Source organism: Bradyrhizobium sp. USDA 326, assembly GCF_049739485.1.
In the GTDB taxonomy this organism is placed as follows: domain Bacteria; phylum Pseudomonadota; class Alphaproteobacteria; order Rhizobiales; family Xanthobacteraceae; genus Bradyrhizobium.
Genome location: NZ_JBMGQA010000001.1, coordinates 3,593,897 through 3,611,675, shown reverse-complemented (window position 1 = coordinate 3,611,675; position 17,779 = coordinate 3,593,897). Strand labels below are relative to the sequence as shown.

The following is a 17,779-nucleotide window of genomic DNA, read 5'->3' as shown; positions in this document are numbered from 1 at the left end:
CGATCAATAAGGCCGGGCCAAGCCAACCATCTAATAATGCGATGAAACATTCTAGATTATAGATGCCTAAAGCATTGCTTGGACGCTGAGCTTTGTTCTGCAGCACCGTGGCGCCTGCTGCATTCGAGGATGCTGCGGATCTTCGCGTGATTGTCTTGCAGGCGCCGCATGTTCTCGCTTTTTCCATCGGTATGATGACCGACGCGACTTTGGAAGAATGCCGTCCCCGAGGCCGCCTTCGTGAGCGCGCCCCGCTATGTGCACGGGACTCAGTTACTTGTGAACACAAAGGCCCTGGAGCATCAAACACCCGGAGCATCAACGTTCACGAAATCACTCAGTTGGGTATCGGAGCGCGTCACTTACCGGCAGATGAGGTCGGGCGCGCCTCTCGTGATGAATCGCAGGCTATCAGCTTCATCAATGCCGGTTCGAACCGTCTGGCTAGCCTCGAGGTCTGCGGCCACCTCCGGCGAGAAAGATCACGGACGACACGCTCCGCGCCAGCATGGTGGACGACCGCAGCCCCGGCGTTCTGACCTAAGCCATCGCCGTCCTGCCACTAGCAACAGAAATGCAACCCTTGGAGCGCCAAGAGCCGCCTCCTTCGGCCATCCGGGCTGGTCGCTTTGGATCGACCCAAGAAGACTGATGCTAGTCACATTTTCATGCGTCGGTGCCTGAGATCTATCGCTACTTTGACCGGAACCGCGCCGGGGTTCGGAGATGGCAAGGAGGGGCCGATACGACCGACCGCGGAGATTGCCCTGGATCTTTTTGTTCTGCTGCGCCTGCAGGTCACACTAAAAGGCTTGTGCGGCGATATGTTTGTAAGGCGCGACCAACGTTGTGGTGCATTGTGTGGCGCATCGGCTGCAAGCGTCAACGCGCCGTTTTTCTTTTCCGAACTGAGGCGCCCGTGCGCCAGTTCTTGCCGCCGCGGGTTCTATGCACCCGAATCGTTTGTGGCCCAGTCAAGCTCTGGTTGGCAGTTCAACGTCTCGCGGCCGCACAGCGTTTTAATGTTGTCAGTTAAGCCATTACCCATGTGTTGCGGATGCCCGAATCGAAATCGCACGCCCGGCTCTTGTTTTACGGCCAGCGCCCCGGCGCACCGACGCGAGGTCTCGTTTCAGCAGTCCCGACAGAGGAATAAGCTTCACGCCACCCCGGCCCGGACACGAGCCCGACGGCTGCGGCCAGACTCAGCTGTTCGGATCCAGCTAGCACCTTGACGAGCATTTCAAGGAGATCCACTCGGAGCCGATGCAAGCTGGCCCAGGCATACTTCTCCACGCCGCTCAAGCTCACCGATAGCAGCGCTTCCGCCGCGCTGCTTCTCCCCGGACCTTCACACGGCCCTGCCGTGGAGCGGATAGCGACGATGGCCGTATCTCCCAAACTCTGCTCTGCATGAACAACAGGCTCGCGGGGGTAGTCGGAAAGGACCCCGCGTTTTCTTCAAGCGCTGAGTCTGGTCAGCTGTTCGACAGCTAAGCCTTCTAGCATCGCAGCATCTTTATCCGGACGGCAGGCCGACTTGATGGCCCAAGCTCTGGAACAGAAGAATGACTTGGATCGGCGGTCAGTCCGACCCGTATGCCCTCAACACACCGATCGGTTCGAGAACCGGAGCCGGTGCGTTTTATCGACATTGCGGGCGTCTCGGTTTCTGATCCTTATCGGATCAACTTCGTACGAATGATAGTGACAAGGCTACCAAAGGGAGACCGACATGGACCCATTTGAGGACGTCAACCGATCCGAGGCTCGGATGAATTACCTCGAGCCTCAACAGGAAGAGATAGCGCAAGCAGATTTTGAGCAGCGGCTTAGAGAGTCTCAGCCAATCCTCGCAGCATTGGCTTCACCTGGGGCCGGATCGAGCCGGAAGGTAACGGACGGTAACAAGAGAGCGCAAGGTATCCCGGAGAATGAACGCTGCAGGGCTGCATCCTTTGTCAGAACACGCGCTCAACTTGCCGCAACGCTGACGTGCGCTAACATTGCGGAACTCAGAAGAGAAATCGAACTCGCTGCGCAAAGATCAGCAAAATGGTCACGAGCGAGTGGATTGTCAGTCGACCGCGTGGACAGTGGCCGCGTTTACGATGACGTGGTGGGATCGTCATACGTGGAGCTGGAGCGCTTTCAAAACCACGCCAGCCATTGCAAGCCAAATGCGTTGGACCGTCAAAGCGCGATGGCCCATTTGCGTTCCATGGCGGCTTTGCGTTATGAGGCCGCCCCCTGGAATATCTGGGGAGGCCAACGACTTGATCTGGGTCGCACAGCGGCAGAGCACATGAGGGGAGGTACCAGTTCTTCGCCTTTTGTGTCACTGTCTGAGGAGGCCTCACAACTGCTCCTTTCGCCGGACGATGACAACGAGTATGGCGCCAAAGCAATCGCGGAAAACGCGAATGAGTTGCACACCTACACGGTCCCGAGAGTCACAACATGGACGGCGGAAGACATCGTCAGTATTCTCGAGGACGGGACTGAGAATGACGAACCCGCTCTGGCTTGGGTGAGCGATACCCCAACTGAGGAGCGTGAGGTACTATTTCTCGGCGGGAACCTGGATGACTATCGGACCGCTAGCGCATCTAATCCATACAAAACGTCAGGAACAAACGACTGAGTGGTACAGGCCTCGGAAAGGGTGACTTGCCTTTTACGACGCTCGGAGAAATCAAACAGTAGCGTTTCACGCTACCAATAATACTCCGGCCCAACTGGCCAGCGCGGGGGACTGGCCGCGTACCGCGCTTGGAGATCGTGGTCGAGTAGCTCGGCCATTTGGCTTTGCCCTCACAGATCCGGGCAGGCGGCTTTCCCGCACCCGGCTCTTCCCGAGGGTAACCCGCGTCATATCCGCGCCTGCGCCCATGTGCGAGTGATGCGTGGAGTTGGCAGGCGGAAGCGTGCCGTCAGGGTCTCGAACTCCGGCCAGCCCATGCGCCGACTTTTCTGGCTACGCCGTCTCAGACAACGCAGCCAGGTCCGACGCACTTCGCGGTAGAAGCCGTTGAGCGCTGGATAATTGTGCGGCCTGCCATAATAGCCATAGTGCCCGCGCAGCACGGCGGCGAACCACTCGTGCTGCGTGGCCAGTGGCGCGTGCATGAGCCGCCAGGCCTCCTGGCGCAACGCCGTCAGCTTGCGCGTCAGGCGTTTCCCTTCCGTCTTGTGCTTCACGATGAACCGGCCATCTCGGGTCCGCCCGCAGTAGTGGGTGAAGCCGAGGAAGGCGAAGGTCTCTGGCCGCCGCTCGCCCCGCCGCTGACGCGAGACGGCCGCGAACCGGCCAAACTCGATCAGCCGCGTCTTGTCCTCATGGAGCGTCAGGCCGAAGCTGGCCAGCCGCGCCTTGAGGGCCAAGAGCATTTCCTGCGCATCTGCCTTGTTCTCGAAGCCCATGACGAAGTCGTCCGCGTAGCGCACGATCACGATACGACCGCGTGCGCGGCGACGACGCCATTTCTGGACCCAGAGATCGAGGATGTAGTGCAGGAAGACGTTGGCAAGGAGCGGGCTGATGCCTGCCCCTTGCGGCGTGCCCCTGTCCGTCTCTTGCTTCTCGCCGCTCTCAAGAACGCCAGCTCGCAGCCACAGCCCGATGAGCCGCAAGATGCGAGGATCGGCGATCCTGTGTGCCAGCATCCGCAATAGCCACTCGTGGTCGACCGAGTCGAAGAAGCTGCGTATGTCGGCATCGAGCACCCAGTTCACATGCTGGCTCATGATCGCCGTATGCAGGGCATCAAGCGCCATGTGAGGATTCCGCCCCGGCCGGAAGCCGTAGGAGAACCCGAGGAAGTCGGCCTCGTAGACGGCGCTCAGCACCTCGGCCACCGCGCTTTGGACAATCTTGTCCTCTAGCGCCGGCACGCCGAGAGGCCGCTTACCGCCATCGGCTTTGGGGATGTAGACGCGCCGCACCGGCTGTGGCCGGTAACGACCGGAGTGGACCCGTCCGCAGAGGTCGCGGAGGTTATCCGTCAGCCTCTCTTCGTACTTCGCCACCGTCACCCCATCGACCCCCGCGCTGGCCTGCCGCTTTTGTCGTCGAAACGCCCGAAGAAGAGCGTCTTCGTCGACATGGTGCAGCAGGGCAGTGAATCGGGTTTGGGCAGCTTGCTTGGCTGCCGCGTTCACCCGCTTGAGGTTCGGCGGCAAGGCAACCCGGCTCTGCGTCCGGACCCTGGCCTCCTCGCGCAGGCTCCCCTCGGGCTGGTCCCTTCCCTCCATCCGTCTCGTTACCTTCGACGACTTCACAGGTAGTATGGACCAGTCCGACTCCCGACCTCAGCTCGGACAACGGCTCTGGCAGTGCCTTGCCGCTGTCCCCCACTGGAGACCAATCCAATGGACCCGGTCGGGCCTCTCATGTTCCGATGATTGCCTTCCATACGTGATGCGGCCATCGACCCCGACGGAGCGACATCGTCTCGCATAACGACGATGCTCATGCAGCCTTCGTGACTAGGGAACACACTCGGCCTCCGCGAACATCCACCTTTCGAGGCTCATTCCCGCACCCCGCATGGCTCCTGTCTACACTTCAGACCCCGCGTTGCCGCGACGCCCGCAAGACTCGGTCCCGGCTTGCCTGCTACAGCTTTGGCCGGATGGGACTTGCACCCACAAGCAATCATCAGCTTGGCATGACGTACTCCCTGAGCGTGGTGTAACTGGCGGTGGGACACCGCGTTCGCCGGCAAAAGCCGGACTGGTCAGCTGGCGATAGCCGGGAGGCTGACGGTTGGATCATCGCTCGACGGCGCGATGGTTTCCAGCGTCATGTAACGGGCGCGCTGGACGGCCCATTCATCATTCTGTTCGAGCAGGATCGCGCCGATGAGGCGGACGATAGCGTCCTCATTGGGGAAGATGCCGACGACCTCGGTCCGGCGCTTGATCTCGCCGTTGAGGCGCTCGATCGGGTTGGTCGAGTGCAGCTTGGTGCGGTGCTGCGGCGGGAACGTCATGTAGGCCAGCACATCGGTCTCGGCCTCGTCGAGGAAGCCGGCGAGCTTGGGTAGCTTGGGGCGGAGCTGATCGGCGACCTTCCGCCATTGCGCTCGTGCGGCCTCGGCATCGTCCTGGGCAAACGCAGTGGCGATGAAGGCGGAGACGACACGCCGTCCACTTTTGCCGGCATGGGCCAGCGCGTTGCGCATGAAGTGCACGCGGCAACGCTGCCAACTGGCGTTGAGCACCTTGGCGACGGTCGCCTTGATGCCCTCGTGGGCGTCGGAGACGACCAGCTTGACGCCGCGCAGGCCGCGGCGGGCGAGCTTGCGCAGGAACGCCGTCCAGAATGTCTCGGCCTCCGAGGGACCAATGTCCATGCCGAGAACTTCGCGCCGGCCATCGCTGTTGACGCCGACCGCGACGATCACCGCGACCGACACGATGCGCCCCTGCTGGCGCACCTTCACGTAGGTGGCGTCGATCCACAGATAGGGCCAATCGCCCTCGATCGGGCGAGCGAGGAACGCCTTCACCTTGTCATCGATCTCCGCGCACAGCCGCGAGACCTGGCTCTTGGAGATGCCGCTCATGCCCATCGCCTGCACCAGATCGTCGACGGAGCGGGTCGAGACGCCCTGCACATAAGCTTCCTGCACCACGGCGGTGAGCGCCTTCTCGGCCATCCGGCGCGGCTCCAGAAAGCCGGGGAAGTAGGAGCCTTTGCGCAGCTTGGGAATGCGCAGCTCGACCGTGCCGGCGCGGGTCTCCCAGGTCCGGTCGCGGTAGCCGTTGCGCTGCGCCAGACGCTCGGGGTTCTTCTCGCCGTAGGCGGCCCCGGTCTGGCCTTCCACTTCCAGCTCCATCAGGCGCTGGGCAGCAAAGCCGATCATCTCGCGCAGCAGATCCGCATCGGGGGTCTTCTCCACGAGCGTGCGGAGGTTCATCATCTCATCGGTCATCGGTGGTTCCTCGAATCAGGTTGGTGTCAGCAACCCGACCCTACCGGCGAACTGCCGGTGACCACCGCAAAGCCGCCCGCCCGCTACGGCGCCATGGGAGGGCGCGCGTGCGGACGGCTTTGCTCTACCGAGCTACACCATCACCGGGGACACGACCCGCTTGGAAACATGAGAGTTCAGCCCAACCCTGTATCGTCTCTGAAGTTCGCCGCACTTATCCGCGGGTTGGAACGACCCTTGCCCCACTATTCATTCTAGGTTTCCGCCTGGCCAGGTCAGCTTTTGCGAAGCTAACATGGTAGCGATAGAACGAGGTAGCCATGCCCGCCGACCGCAGAATGGATCGATACAACGCGATCAGCCTAACCGATGGCCGCGCTCAGCTCTTCCGTTGGCGCGCAATTTGGCTGAACGAGGTGCTCGTCGGCACCTCGAGCAGTTGCTCAAGCTGCCGAAACCACGGATCGTTTGCTCAGAGAGCTTCGATCTGCGCGCGAACGCAGTTTACGAGCGGTGAGCAAACCCATAGCGGCCAGCCCAGATGATCTTAAGCGGGATGGTTCAATCACCTTGTGGCTGCATTCGGCAGGACTGAGATTTCAAGGTGAAGGACCCCAAAAGAGGCGGATGAAGGATACGAGCGCATCCTGGGCGCCTAGGTCGAGTGTCATCAACGCGAGCCCGCGGCTGGATCGACTTGGAATGTTCTTACGATGACCGCAGACTGCGTGAGGGCGTCCTTGGCGAGTTCATCTGAAGCGTTCAAGTGAGAGCCTTGCTCCCCCCATCCGACGACTGGCTGAACCGCCGATCTTCCAATCCCTGATATCGAATCTAGATCGGCGGCCCTCATGAGTTACCTGAGCAGCAAGTTCGTGCAACTTGATCCTCGCCCGACGAAACGACCGTCAGAAACACTCTGATCGTTCCTGACGATCGAAAGGATCCGTATCCGTGCGAAGGTGTCCGCGCGATTAAAGGATCAAGTCTTTGAAGCGCCCCCTGCTCTGTGCTCTTCGTTACCAGATGAACTTTGCGCCATCCGGCAGTTCGCAGATGAATTCGCCCTGGTTCACGAGTTCGGTGGTCCCGACGACAAGTTTCGAGGCTCGCACCGTCAGCTTGCCCTCGCGGCTAAGGCTATGGCGGATGTACTCGGTCACGGCATGTCCGGAGCTGTCGACCGTTTGATGAGCATTGGCGAAGCTGATGCCGTTCTGGACGGTTACCCTGAATGCATTGATGAGCAGGCCGGCTTGCGTCGCCGACGCAGGCTTGCCACCCTCCGCTGTGGTACAGCGGCTCATGTCCAGTATGAGCTTTACATTCTTCCCCGCCTGGAGGGCACTGAGCACCTCGGTGTATTTCGGCGAGGGCTCGTCGGCTCTCGCCGGCGCGCTCACGCTCGCGGCCGAAAGCAAGGACAACAGGATCGTTAGTGCTCGGCCAGTAAACTTCATATGCTCTTCTCCCTCGATAAGTACCGCAAATTGCGCTTTTAAAGACGTCGTGCTCGCAAGCCCTTTGTCTGATTCCAGACACAACGCGCGCTCGCGCCTGTACAAAAGCAGCCTGTCGCAACGAGGCGCAAGTCGCTGTGATGGCTATTCCGACATCACAACCTCGTAGGTCAGGTTTGCTGAAGTGGCTTAGCTTCGCGCGCGTCGACTACAACGATTTGATCCAGCGTCGTCCTCCGCTTGGAAACAACAAAACGGAAGCCGGTTGCGCTTGTCCATCGCAGTCCTAACGGGCGCGAGAATGCAGTTCTCACATCTGCATAAGGAGACGATCTACGAAAGACATTCGGCCAGCCGCAAGCGCCAGTCCGTCCGTCTTGCTGTGCAAGGACCGTCTCCCTGGATGAAGCGTCCGCATGAGGTAGTGGAGCGAACCTGGCGCGGCGGTCCGAAAAAGCTCACTCAGCGGCGCCGATCTCGGCTGATCGAACACCAATGCCGGAGGGCACAAGGCAGCACGGTATCGTGGTACGTCGCCTCCCGCGGCTTCCGTGCAGCTGACCGTTCGCCTCGTTGACTGACTCTATTCGACCCTTTCCAAAGCTAAATGACCTCCTTCCTGGTCGGTCAGCTTCTCGAAAGCTGCACCTGCAACAACTACGCCGACCGCCTGCACTTCGAAGGGAGAGAGAGATGAATGTTGATACAGGAAATGCCGCAGACACTCCCTTTGAGGTTCACAACCCGCTACAGGAGCCGCACCGGGTCCACGGGCCACAAGACGAGCTTAACACCCAGATCAGCGCATCGGCGCACAGTTCAGACGATCAAGCAAGCTTCGAGCAGCACTTGAATGACTTGAATCTAGACGACGTAGACTCGGTCTATTCAACCTCGGCTTCACCCCCCTTAGCGGCAAATTCCGCTACCGCCCGCTCCTCGTCTGCGCCAGGCGGCGCGGCCTCGGAAACCAGTCGCTATCCAGCCCCATCATTTGTCGGCGCGCGCGCCCAGCTTGCGGCAACGCTAATGGGCGCCACGCTCCAAGAGCTCAAGAACGAGATCGCCCTCGCCGAAAACCAGTCAGCGCGATGGGCGCCAGCGGGGGACAACGGTGTCGACCGGGATCGCATTTTCGAAAATATAGCGGCATCGACATATCTCAAGCTGCATCGTTTCCAGAACCAGGACAGCGATTGCAAACCGCGCACGGAAGCCACCACATCTGCAATATCACACGTCCGTAACACGGCGCGCGATCATTCTTCCATTGGAGATCCTCTGGAGCGATATCCCCTGGACCTGGCACGCCAGGCTGGATGGCATATGCGCGGTAAGACCGCTTCTCCATTCGTGTCGTTGGTCGAAGACCCTTCGAAACTCAGCGTCTCCCGAGACCACTGGGCGAGAGCGATCGCAAACAATGCCGACAAGCTGCATACCTACGTCGTCCCGAAGTCTGCGGTCTGGACGCCCGACGACGTACTGAGCAGTATTGGCCTTGCAATGAATGTGGAGGATAGCGACAACATCGATGCGGATGTGGATTTGATGTGTTCGCTTGGCAGAACGCCAACTAGTGAGACAGAGCGCTTGTTCCTGGGCGGCAATTTGGAAAGCTATCGAGTCGCCAGTGAAGACAACCCCTTCAAGCGGAGGACTGGAGAGTAACGATTAGCCAACTGGCGACTGCGCCATGCTCGTAGGTCCCTTAATGCTGACTAGATGACCACCCGAAGGAAGGGTCATCCCAGGCGAGCCCGCTTCACGGACAACGATAATGGCTTGGCCACAGGCGCTGAGACCTATCCCTTGACCGGGCGAGGGACGAAGGGGCGCCCACATCCCAAGAGGTACCCGACAGTGTGGCGGAGGACACACTCGCGCCATTGTTTGTTCTTCCCCGGCCTCATTCGAGTGCTGCGGCCTCCTCGCTCGATCCAGCCGCCGCCGACACGTTCGGAAGAAAGTTCAGATGACGTGAGCCACTAAGGCCGCGCATCGATCGTTTCCGCAGCTCGACCTGCCATCGATGGTGCGATCAATCGCAAGAGCTCGAACGCGAGCGCATCAAAGATCAAGTCAATAGAGTCTCGCTCGCGCGGCAAGCCGTGCCCTCGCACAATGGTCTATCTGCTACCTGGATGCGTTCCATCAAAAGAATCGATTTTGCCGATCTTGCCTAAAAGCTCCATAGTCGCTCGTGATGTATGGAGGCAGCATTCAAGAATGTCGTTTCGCAATTCTTCCAGTCCCTTGTCAGTCAAATCAGCTTGCGAGCTCCGGCGCCTGCATCCCATAGGTTAGCTCCTGCGCCTCACATAGAAGCATCACGGGGCGCCACTGTCTCCCTGCTGAGTTCGCACGCACGAAGTCGACCGCACGACCACGACGTCACACCTAAAGGGCCAGCAAAGACGACGGCCCTCACACACTGTCATCGCCTTTGGCTCAAGCTACGCTTTTGGACCGACGAAATGCTCATGACCTTGAGGAGAGGGACGCGCGCGACGCGCAGCTCGATAGTTTGGTTAGGACGTGTCGTCATTACTAAAGACTCGTCGAGTTCGAGAGCACCGCTACGGACCAGCGGTCAAAAGCACTTGAACCTCACCTAGCGTCAGATTGTAGGATTTCTGACAGTCGCGACACCGCCCCCCGCTCGCGTGAACTCTTCCTGACAGGTAGCAAGAATTGCGAACGTCTCAAAAGAACAATGCTCCGCTGCGCCGCCCAATCATGCTGCTGGATAGCTCCTCTCCAGGGCCAGCGTCCCACACCGCCTATGTGGAGATCGAAGGACGCAGCGCCGATCCTATCCCAAGCGAATCAAGATGCGCCGTGCGAGAAGAACGCTGGCGGCCGCTATCTCGGCCTTGCGGGGCACACTCCAACTCCGAAATCGAGATCCGATCATTTTGGGGCTGTGCACTCCGTGAGGCGAAGTTGTTCTGGTGTAGGCACCGGGATCTATGCGCAATGGCAAAACTGTGGAGCTCGGTTCTGCAATCGCTCGCAGCTTTCGCTGGGCTGCGACGTATGCGGGGACCTCGGGCGCGTCACAACTTCAGCACGGTTGACACCTTGCGTGCGAACAATTGCGCGCGAGAGGGTGCTCTTCCGGCCGCGAGGGGCAGATCGTTTCGGCGTGCATCTCGGCCTGTGAAGCCAGTGGCCAGATGCCTCGCGTGATGTGTCCTTGAATACCGGAAAGACTTGCACTGTCGTGACTTCACGACACGACAGGCTCGACAGCCCAGCAAGACTGGCCGCAGACCAAGACGAATTGGGGAGTTTCCATGTCAGTTTCGCTCATCTGTTCAGCCACAAATCCGATCGTCTCCCGCGCTTTGGTTTCGGTTGCGCGGCTCGGCGCTATTCTTTCTGCGGGGGCCGGGTCAGTGCGTGCAAGGACGGGCGTGATCGGCCCACGGACGCGTCAGCGGGCTGCCGCGGCTGTCAGCCTCTTAAACAAAAACAGATCTGGCATGAGGGGCATGTTGAGCAGCGCCGACGCCGTAAGCAGGCCGCAGCGGTCCGTGGTCCATCCGACGACAATCGACCCGCAGGTATTGATCGCCAGCCAACATGCTCCGCCCTCTCGTTTCGGGCTGTCCAAACTCACACCGGTCCAGCCTCCTCTCAGTTACATCGAGCCCATGCTCAATCGTGACGCGCTCAGGTCTGCGTGGATGGACGAGAGGCAATGAAATGCGAATTCTCCTGGTTGATCATCATGCGGACTTTGCCCGCCACGTGAAGGAAGTGCTGTTAGGTTGCGGCTTCGCCGTCGACGTAACACGCACGCTGGATGAGGCGGCGGCCGCGCTCGATTGCGCGAACTACCACATGGTCCTGCTCGAATCGGCTTTGCCCGATGGAGACGGATTGGACTGGCTGAAGCAGTTGCGGCGCGAGGGACGGTCAATGCCCACCATGATGATGAGTAGTCTCAATGATCTCGGCCGGCGGATTGCGATTTTCAATGCGGGCGCGGATGATTTTCTGCCTAAGCCCGTCTCTACCGACGAACTCATTGCTCGGATGCGAGCGATTTTGCGACGGTCAACGCAAATGACGGCGCCGGTGGTGACATTCGGGAATCTGCATTTCGATCCAATCGCGCGGCAAGTCTCGGTCGGTGGCCGAATCCTCAGAATTGCGCGCCGGGAAGTGTGCATTCTTGAACATCTGCTCAACCGCGCGGGGCGTACCGTGCCGCGCGCATCGCTCGAAGATAGCTTGTATGCATTTGACGACGAGGTCTCGACCAATGCGCTGGAAGTCGGGATCTATCGATTGCGCACGCATTTGAGCCAGGCGGGCGCAACGCTCAGGATCAAGACCGCGCGCGGTGTCGGTTACACCCTTGAACTCATTGGCGCAGCCTCGGCTGCCTAGCCGATCGAACTTGAAAGCGACACTCCCTTGAACATCGTTAACAATGCCCCCGGCGCTGATGAGCCGTCCATGGTGGCAGGCCGCTCGCACTATGCCGCTTTTCGCCGCCTCTGGTACGCCCTGTGCGCAGTCGCTCTGTTATTTCCGTTTGCTGCCACAGCTCAGACAAAGCGAGATGGCAAAGCAGAACAGCCACGCGCGGCGTCTGGCAGCACCACCGGCACGCTCAGCCTTACTTCCTCACAGGGCAAGACAGTTCATCTGACCGGACCGGCTGCGAGCATTTTTGTCGCCGACCCGGCGATTGCGGACTATCAGGCGCCCTCAAACACCACGATCTTCGTCTTTGGCAAAAAGGCGGGACGGACCAGCCTGTTCGCCCTGAACGACAAGGGAGAGGCTCTGGCTGAGCTGCGTATTGTCGTTACCCAACCGATCCAGGATCTGCGGGCCGCGCTGAGGGCTGAGGTCGGCGACTATCCGATACAGGTCAGCTATACTCCCCGGGGCGCAATTCTTAGCGGGACCGCGCCCACTGCCGATGTCGTCGAGAACGCCAGGAAGGTCACTGAGCAGTTTCTTGGGGCGGGCGCGCTGGTTGCCAACAAGATCCAGGTGGCTGGCTCGTTGCAGGTGAATCTCAGCGTACGGGTGGCAGAAGTCTCCCGCAGCGCGGTCAAGGATCTCAACATCAACTTCACCGCCTCCGGCCCAAACGGCGCTTTCCTTATTACCGGAAAAGGGGGCGGGTCCGGCGCGGCCGGCGGCGGCGGCACGATCGGAATCGGGTTTAGCGCCGGCAATACCAATCTCAGCGCTGTTCTCGACGCTCTCGCGAGCGAGCACCTCGCCTCTATCTTGGCTGAGCCGAATCTGACGGCGATGTCCGGCGAAGCCGCAAGCTTTCTCGCCGGCGGGGAATTTCCGATTCCGGTCATGCAGGACAATCGACAGGTTTCCGTGCAATTCCGGCAGTTCGGCGTCAGCCTGGAATTCGTCCCAACTGTGCTGAACAACAATCAGATCAATATACGTGTGAAGCCCGAAGTCAGTGAACTGTCGAGCGAAGGCGAAGTCAAAATCAATGGCATGGCGGTCCCTGCACTCTCAACGCGGCGCGCGAGCACCGTTGTGGAGCTTGCCAGCGGTCAGAGCTTTGCAATCGGCGGCCTCATCAGGCGCAACTTCAACACTGATATCGGCGAGTTTCCCTGGCTCGGCGATGTGCCGATCCTCGGTGCGCTGTTTCGCTCTTCATCGTTTCAAAAACGTGAAACCGAGCTGGTCATTATTGTCACGCCGTACATCGTGCGGCCGGCATCGAACCCGAACAAGATGAGTGCACCGAGCGACCGCATCTCACCGCCCTCAGACGCGGGGCGCATTTTGACGAACACGGTGGCCCGGCCGCCGCGAGACCGCGATGCTCCTCGCACCAGCACACCAGGATTGACCGGCAGTGCCGGCTTTATCATCGAATGAGGACCCTCATATGACCTTGCGACATTTGTGTCACTTGATCGCTATAGGAGCAACATTGGGTGGCTGTGCAAATAGTGCCTCGATCCATCTCGGGCCGGCTGAACAAGCAATACAGGTAGAGCAGAAGAAACGTATCTTGTTCCTGCGGAGCCTGCGTGGCTCCGAAAAGCGTCAACTGCGGAGCTTTATCGCGAACGCCAGTGGCGGCCGGCGGGATGCGCTCCATGTGGATGTCACCGGCTCACCCAGGCTCCTTGCCCAAGTGGCGCACGAGGCCCGCGCCATGGGCGTTGCACCTTATAACATCCGCCTGTCCGCTTCTCCCGTCGATTTACCGCCCCGTTCCGGCGTGAGGATCGAGGCGATCACCTTTGATGCCCATCCTCCGATCTGTCCGTCGCTTTTGATCGTCGGACCAGCCGTGAACGACAATTCGTTCGAACCCACGCTTGGTTGCTCGACCAAAAACAATCTGGCAGTTATGGTAAACGATCCGCTCGACTTGCTGGATAATCGGTCTGTCATCACAAGTAATGGCGATCGCGCCGCCATTCCCCTGGCCAACTACGGTACCTTCGCCCCGCGTAACAAGAGCAACAGAGAAGATGGAGCAGGTACGGCAGCCCCGAACGCGGCGGGAACGACAGAACCGAATGTGCAGCCGCTCCGATAGCGGTTTTTGGCGAATGTCGGAAATCACAATAGCTGCTGCCATGTGGCTAGCAAGGAGAGGCGGCTCGATCGTGACACACAAACCCGCGCTCTGTTTCGGGAGCGGTGACGATCAAGCGCAACGTGCTGCACAGCTCTCGAACGGATGGCGGATCTTGTTCACCCGCACCAATGGATCTCGTCCAGAAATTCCACGTGGCGTGCGCGTGCTCAACAAGGCCGCCATCACGACCCTGAGCGCTTCGACGGTGAAACCGTGACCGGACGTGCCTAAGCGAGATCGACGGCGAAGACCGAGCCTACGATCTATGGGGCGTCTCCAAGAGGGCAACTTAGGCTTGGCGACCACGTCGGTCGTTTGGCTCCGCGCCGTTATGGCTATGGAGCACCCATTTGTGGCTCCAGTTCAGTAACGCGCTCGGCAGCTGGTCTGCATCATCGTCCGTCTTATCCGATCGATGCAATGCCCTCTTGCGCGAGCGCCACAGTTGCCGCGCGCTGGACGCTATGTAGGAGCACATCGGATTAAGCCAAACAATAACATGGTTTGTCCTGGGTGTCTGAATGCACGCGGCTTCACAGGCTAGCGTTGCCTCTCAATGGCAACGACCGAGCCATCAGCAGTCAAAACGCGCTCGGCTGCTGGCTTCATGGATCAATGGCCCTCGGCAATCCCGCCCTAATCTGCCACCCAGCATGTCGGAGCGTGTGTGTTGAAAGTGAACATGACCACAAGGTGGTATACGAATGGCTTCGTTTCGCTTCTATTCTCGCAGCAGGCGACCACCAACCAGAGCTTGCGAGCTTTATTGAAAGCGCGCGTTCCTGGGAATGCTGGTCAGGAACGCGCAAGAGTGCCCTCAATTCTGGTGCCGCCCATACCGATATCTCGTTGGTTCAAGGAGCGAGCGCCCCGTCGCCGCCTCAGCCCGACCTCCGAGTAATCGAAAGCCCCCGGATGACCCGGTCCTCACGATCATACCGCCGTGAAGGGACCGAGATCTGAAGCGCTGTGGCGCATCACACCACCATTTCAGCTCAACACTTCAGTTGAAGACGCTGTTTTTTCTTCCGGCGCTTTCTTTTGCCTGCTCGAGCGATGCTACAGCGCACGCCGGCCATCATTCACATGTCATTCTACCTTTCCGCCGGCCACGTCAGATTTTGGAAAGCTAACGTGAGTAGCGAAATGGCGAAAAAGCGATGCCAGCGGACTGACCATGGACCGATTCAACACGATCAACCCAGCCGATAGAGAGTCCACTGCGTCAGATGCCAGCGTGGAACAGCCGCAACAGCCGCATGTTGCGTTTGAGCAGCACCTGGCAGGCGCGCGAGAGGCGGGTCCCGTATATCCTCACGCGGCATTGTATGATGTCACTGACGAAGACGATCGCCTCATCCAGGCGGCATCGGCCGCTGCTCTCGATCGAGGGCCACCGCCGAGTAAAACCACCGTCGAAATTTATGATCGTCGGCTTCGCAAATTCGCCGACGCACTGAAGAAGTCTGGCAAATCAATCTCTGGGCTGGATGACGACACGTTAGCCGGTTACGCTAAGAAGCTGCTGCCAGGCGATAAGGTCATTGCCCCAGCATTGTCAATGGTCAGTCAGTACCGCGAGCCTGACGCCGACGCTGGCCCCATCTCAACACATTATCGTCCTTCCAGGGAAGATGAGAGGGTCATCAGGAAGGCCGCCAACGCAGGTTTTGGTCGACGGATTGGCAAGAGAACGGCCGAGAGCTATGCGAGCCATCTGCGGAAATTGGCGGTAGCGCTCCGCCCCTTGTCCATGGCCGAGCTCAGTGATGATAGACTGCTTGGCCACGCGGACAGGTTGTTTCCAAAGGACAAGACGCTCATCGCCGCCTTGAACGGCCTCCGCGATTATCGCGCGACTACCCTGCAGAACAATTTAGGCGGGGAAGGAGGCAGCTCGCGTCAGGTCATTCAGCCGTCCGCGCCCTCGCCCATGCCCCCGGCCGATGGGCAGCCGATGGGGAGCGGCGCGGATGGGGGCGGCTCATTGCCGCCCGGGTTCGATGTTCCGCAGGTCAGGCATGCAATGGGTTTAGCGGCCCATTCTCCTATACAAAGTGTCGCCCAGGACGAGCTTTTCGATGCGGCGGATCGCGAGGTCCTCTTGCCGGCGACAACACATGCACCGGTGCCTTGGCCAACGACGAGTTCAATCGCCCCCTCGCCGGTGCAAAGTGTCGCTCAGGAAGGGCTTTTCGATGCAGCGGATCGCGAGAACCTCTTGCCAGCGTCGACCTTCGATGCACCGGTGCCTTGGCCAACGATGAGTCCAACCATCCCCTCCCCGGTGCAAGGTATCGCTCAGGAAGAGCTCTTCGATGCCGCGGATCGCGAGAACCTCTTGCCCACCCCAACCTTCGATGCACCGGCGCCTTGGCCAATGATGAATCTAACAATCCCCTCGCCGGTGCAAAGTGTCTCTCAGGAAGAGCTTTTCGATGCCGCGGATCGCGAGAACCTCTTGTTGGCCCCACCCTTCAATGCACCGGTGCCTTGGCCAACGATGAGTCTAACCATCCCCTCGCCGGTTCAAAGTGTCGCTCAGGAAGAGCTTTTCGATGCCGCGGATCGCGAGAACCTCTTGCCGGCCCCGGCCTTCGATGCACCGGTGCCTTGGCCAACGCTCAGTCCAATAATCCCCTCGCCGGTGCAAAGTGTCTCTCAGGAAGAGCTTTTCGATGCCGCGACTTGGCAGCCGAGCTCGCGGCAGCCGAATTCCGCCTCTGAAGACCACCCTGGACGGATGATGAACCAAGGCGCTGCGGCCCAGACCATGCTTGAGCAGACGGTCGCGGCAGCCGGCGACGCCTTTGATGCGTCTTTGAGCGTTCCCGAGGATTTCTCGCACGGCACCCAGGCCGCGCCCAATATGATGCACACGCTTCGCCGCTGGGGCCTCCTGCCGGATGCAGCACAGCGGATAAAGACCTACGATATTCGCGGTGAACGCTATATCGCCGTCTTGGGACCGGGAGGGCTCAATGATGTTCGGCTCGTCCATCTGCGGTCGCCCGCTGTCGGCGATACGTTTGATGTTTCGTTCGCCGTTCCCGAGAATTTTTCCCATCACACCCAGCTGGCCCCCGACATGATGCTGTCCACGTTGGGGGATTGGGACTTCTTGCCTGTTGCGAAACATCCAATCATGAACTACGAAATCGGCGGCGAACGCTACACGGCCATCTTGGGACCGGAAGGCCCCAAGGACGTTCAGCTCATTCATCACCCTCGGCCCGGTTTGCCGGGTGAAGCTACGCCTGCGGCACCGAGGACTTCCTCAGATATTTACGGCGGTCTTGCGCCCGGCTTTGATTGGCTGGCACCTTTCGAATCGCGTGAGGACCCTCCCTCGGCACTGGCACCAAGCCTTTCCCTGCCGTCTGCCGCACCGGCATCAGGTCATCAACCCTTCCCCCAAGTGCCTGAACTGGGAGAGTTGTTGGGCGAGGACTGGACGCACGGCCCCCAAGAGGCTTCGCCTGCCGTGATCGACATATTGCAGATCCTTGGCCTTCTGCCGAGTCGCGACGTCCCAATGACCGTGTTTTTGATCCACGGTCAGCGCTACACGGCCGAAAGCCTAGCGGGAGGCGGCGTTCTTCTGTTCCATCGGCCATAATTTGGCTGAACGAGCGGCTCGTCGGCACCACAGGCCCGTTGAGAGCGTGCTCCAGATGGGAGCCGTCCTAGTTCATGATCAGCAGTACCGCGTCATCCGAGTGGCACCCCCTGTAGCTACGGTACAAGTCGACGTCCTCGAGGGTGCAGGCGCGGAAAGCACT

Annotated in this window: 9 protein-coding genes; 6 read left to right on the top strand and 3 right to left on the bottom strand. The window is 59.8% G+C overall.

Annotated elements, in window-relative coordinates:
* Nucleotides 1–1,735 precede the first annotated feature (1,735 nt).
* Entirely contained in the window at nucleotides 1,736–2,644 is a 909-nt protein-coding gene (locus ABIG06_RS17125) for a hypothetical protein (RefSeq protein ID WP_370137880.1), read from the top strand.
* A 227-nt stretch (nucleotides 2,645–2,871) separates the two neighbouring features.
* Here the strand turns inward: ABIG06_RS17125 and ltrA are convergent, their stop codons facing one another.
* The 3 genes from ltrA to ABIG06_RS17110 all read right to left on the bottom strand — a co-directional run bounded on the left by ltrA (nucleotide 2,872) and on the right by ABIG06_RS17110 (nucleotide 7,399).
* Nucleotides 2,872–4,254, bottom strand: coding sequence for a group II intron reverse transcriptase/maturase (gene ltrA, locus ABIG06_RS17120; RefSeq protein ID WP_245454658.1), 1,383 nt, complete (start codon nucleotides 4,252–4,254; stop codon nucleotides 2,872–2,874).
* Nucleotides 4,255–4,739: 485 nt separating this feature from the next.
* A complete protein-coding gene (locus ABIG06_RS17115) occupies nucleotides 4,740–5,939 on the bottom strand; it encodes an IS256 family transposase (protein WP_124163631.1) in 1,200 nt (399 codons plus the stop codon).
* A 1,019-nt stretch (nucleotides 5,940–6,958) separates the two neighbouring features.
* On the bottom strand, nucleotides 6,959–7,399 hold the full coding sequence (locus ABIG06_RS17110; RefSeq protein ID WP_036032015.1) for a VirK family protein: 441 nt from the start codon (nucleotides 7,397–7,399) through the stop codon (nucleotides 6,959–6,961).
* Nucleotides 7,400–8,092: 693 nt separating this feature from the next.
* Here ABIG06_RS17110 and ABIG06_RS17105 point away from each other — a divergent pair.
* The 5 genes from ABIG06_RS17105 to ABIG06_RS17085 all read left to right on the top strand — a co-directional run bounded on the left by ABIG06_RS17105 (nucleotide 8,093) and on the right by ABIG06_RS17085 (nucleotide 17,616).
* A complete protein-coding gene (locus ABIG06_RS17105; protein WP_245454657.1) occupies nucleotides 8,093–9,070 on the top strand; it encodes a hypothetical protein in 978 nt (325 codons plus the stop codon).
* 2,040 nt (nucleotides 9,071–11,110) lie between these two features.
* On the top strand, nucleotides 11,111–11,800 hold the full coding sequence (locus tag ABIG06_RS17100; RefSeq protein ID WP_036032010.1) for a response regulator: 690 nt from the start codon (nucleotides 11,111–11,113) through the stop codon (nucleotides 11,798–11,800).
* A 27-nt stretch (nucleotides 11,801–11,827) separates the two neighbouring features.
* Nucleotides 11,828–13,282: a type II and III secretion system protein family protein gene (locus ABIG06_RS17095; RefSeq protein WP_036032008.1), complete on the top strand. Its 1,455-nt coding sequence runs from the start codon at nucleotides 11,828–11,830 to the stop codon at nucleotides 13,280–13,282.
* Nucleotides 13,283–13,292: 10 nt separating this feature from the next.
* Nucleotides 13,293–13,955, top strand: a complete 663-nt coding sequence (locus tag ABIG06_RS17090; protein ID WP_036032006.1) for a CpaD family pilus assembly lipoprotein — start codon at nucleotides 13,293–13,295, stop codon at nucleotides 13,953–13,955.
* A 1,219-nt stretch (nucleotides 13,956–15,174) separates the two neighbouring features.
* Entirely contained in the window at nucleotides 15,175–17,616 is a 2,442-nt protein-coding gene (locus tag ABIG06_RS17085) for a hypothetical protein (protein ID WP_124163630.1), read from the top strand.
* Nucleotides 17,617–17,779 lie beyond the last annotated feature (163 nt).

Excerpts from the sequence above, each read along its gene's own strand:
- ABIG06_RS17100 (WP_036032010.1), top strand. The coding sequence starts at position 11,111 with ATGCGAATTCTCCTGGTTGATCATCATGCGGACTTTGCCCGCCACGTG.
- ABIG06_RS17105 (WP_245454657.1), top strand. The coding sequence starts at position 8,093 with ATGAATGTTGATACAGGAAATGCCGCAGACACTCCCTTTGAGGTTCAC.
- ABIG06_RS17090 (WP_036032006.1), top strand. The coding sequence starts at position 13,293 with ATGACCTTGCGACATTTGTGTCACTTGATCGCTATAGGAGCAACATTG.
- ABIG06_RS17110 (WP_036032015.1), bottom strand. The coding sequence starts at position 7,399 with ATGAAGTTTACTGGCCGAGCACTAACGATCCTGTTGTCCTTGCTTTCG.
- ABIG06_RS17115 (WP_124163631.1), bottom strand. The coding sequence starts at position 5,939 with ATGACCGATGAGATGATGAACCTCCGCACGCTCGTGGAGAAGACCCCC.
- ABIG06_RS17085 (WP_124163630.1), top strand. The coding sequence starts at position 15,175 with ATGGACCGATTCAACACGATCAACCCAGCCGATAGAGAGTCCACTGCG.
- ABIG06_RS17125 (WP_370137880.1), top strand. The coding sequence starts at position 1,736 with ATGGACCCATTTGAGGACGTCAACCGATCCGAGGCTCGGATGAATTAC.
- ltrA (WP_245454658.1), bottom strand. The coding sequence starts at position 4,254 with ATGGAGGGAAGGGACCAGCCCGAGGGGAGCCTGCGCGAGGAGGCCAGG.